The following is a 2,087-nucleotide window of genomic DNA, read 5'->3' on the forward strand; positions in this document are numbered from 1 at the left end:
GGACCAACCCCCGCATCGAAACCCGCCACGCGCACGGCACCGGCTGCACGCTCGCCAGCGGGATCGCCACCGGGCTCGGCCAGGGCATGCCGCTCGACGCAGCCATCGCGCGCGCGATCGCGTTCGTCCGCGCCGCGCTTGCGCAGCCGCCGGGGCTTGGCGCAGGGCACGGGCCGATGGGGCACGCGCTCGGCGTCAGCCCGTTCGACCAGCTGAAAGACCGCACATGCCCGGCATGAAACATGAAAAGCTCTGCGTCGGCCCCGTCGCCGGCGTCGACGAAGCCGGTCGCGGTCCGCTCGCCGGCCCGGTCGTCGCCGCCGCGGTGATCCTGCCCGCAAAGGGCGTGCCCCGCGGCATCGACGATTCGAAGAAGCTCTCCGCCTCCGAGCGCGAACGGCTCTGCGCGCGGCTCAAGGGCTGTGCGATCGTCGGTATCGGCATCGTCGAGCCCGATGAGATCGACACGCTCAACATCTACTGGGCGACGATGAAGGCGATGACGCTCGCGGTCGATGCGCTTGCCACCGAGCTCGGCCACGCGCCCGGCCATGTGCTGGTCGACGGCAACCGCCTGCCGCGCTGGAGCTACCCCGCCACCCCGCTGGTCGGGGGCGATGCGAAATCGCTGTCGATCGCCGCCGCCTCGATCGTCGCCAAGCACACGCGCGACCTGATCATGATCGCCGCCGCCGACGTCCACCCCGAATATAACTGGCATTCGAACAAGGGCTATGGCTGCGCGCACCACATGAAGGCGCTGCGCGATCATGGCCCCACACCGATTCATCGCCGCAGTTTCGCCCCCGTCGCGGCGGCCTATCGGACGCGCGAGGGCCTTTTCGCGAAGGAAACGACGAGCTGAGTCTTTCGCGCCACACCCCAAGGGCTTGAGGCGCGAGTCTGTCACGACTCAACATCTGGGCGACGGCGACTCGTTTGGTCGCACCGACGGATTCGCGCCCGCGCGCCGTTCATCAAACTCTGCTTGACGGAGTCGGACAATTCCGCAGCTATGGGGGTCGACAAGGGGCGCAAAAACATGGGTTTGATCGACACGATCGCGCGGCCGCGCGCGGTAAAGAGGGTAGCGGCGCCGGCGGTGCAGCCCGCGCTGCCGCTCGACCAGATCCTGCGCGGCGACTGTATCGAGCGCATGAAGGCGCTGCCGTCGAACTCGATCGACATGATCTTCGCCGATCCGCCCTACAATCTCCAGCTCGGCGGCGAGCTCTATCGCCCCGATGGCAGCCATGTCGACGCGGTCACCGACGAGTGGGACAAGTTCGACACCTTCGCTGCCTATGACCGCTTCACCCGCGCCTGGCTGAAGGAAGCGCGCCGGATCCTCAAGGACGATGGCAGCATCTGGGTGATCGGCAGCTATCACAACATCTTCCGCGTCGGCGCGGCGGTGCAGGATCTCGGCTACTGGATCCTCAACGACATCGTCTGGCGCAAGACCAACCCGATGCCCAATTTCCGCGGCACCCGCTTCACCAACGCGCACGAGACGCTGATCTGGGCGTCGAAGGGCGAGAAGGCGAAATACACCTTCAACTACCGCGCGATGAAGACGCTCAACGACGAGCTGCAGATGCGCAGCGACTGGGAATTCCCGATCTGCGGCGGCCCCGAGCGGTTGAAGAAAAACGGCACCAAGGTCCATCCGACGCAGAAGCCCGAGGCGCTGCTCTACCGGATCCTGCTCGCGTGCACCAAGCCCGGCGACGTCGTGCTCGACCCGTTCTTCGGCACCGGCACGACCGGCGCGGTCGCCAAGCGGCTGGGGCGCAGCTGGATCGGAATCGACCGCGAGGGCGAGTATATCGAGGCGGCGCAGGAGCGGATCGAGGCCGCACTGCCGCTCGACGAATCCGCGCTGGCGACGATGATGAGCCCGCGCGCGCAGCCCAAGGTCGCGTTCGGCGTGCTCGTCGAGAATGCCTATCTCGCGCCCGGCACGGTGCTGACCGACGGCAAGCGCCGCTGGCGCGCGACGATCCGCGCGGACGGCTCGCTGCTCAGCGATTGCGGCACGATCGGCTCGATCCACAAGCTCGGCTCGACGCTCCAGAACGCGCCCG

General features: G+C 67.6%; 3 protein-coding genes. All 3 read left to right on the forward strand.

Features of this window, described 5'->3' with window-relative positions:
• A partial coding sequence (locus sphsw_RS09160; RefSeq protein ID WP_031440340.1) for a bifunctional hydroxymethylpyrimidine kinase/phosphomethylpyrimidine kinase occupies window positions 1-239 on the forward strand: 239 nt, incomplete at its 5' end.
• Complete coding sequence (locus sphsw_RS09165) at window positions 227-865, forward strand: ribonuclease HII (protein ID WP_042466978.1); 639 nt, start codon at window positions 227-229, stop codon at window positions 863-865. The genes sphsw_RS09160 and sphsw_RS09165, both read left to right, overlap by 13 nt.
• Window positions 866-1,042: 177 nt before the next feature.
• A partial coding sequence (locus tag sphsw_RS09170) for a site-specific DNA-methyltransferase (RefSeq protein ID WP_031440342.1) occupies window positions 1,043-2,087 on the forward strand: 1,045 nt, incomplete at its 3' end.

Source organism: Sphingomonas sp. FUKUSWIS1, from assembly GCF_000733135.1.
In the GTDB taxonomy this organism is placed as follows: domain Bacteria; phylum Pseudomonadota; class Alphaproteobacteria; order Sphingomonadales; family Sphingomonadaceae; genus Sphingomonas; species Sphingomonas aerolata.

Bases quoted from the DNA above. Each gene is read 5' to 3' on its own strand.
- sphsw_RS09165 (WP_042466978.1), top strand. From the start codon at position 227: ATGCCCGGCATGAAACATGAAAAGCTCTGCGTCGGCCCCGTCGCCGGC.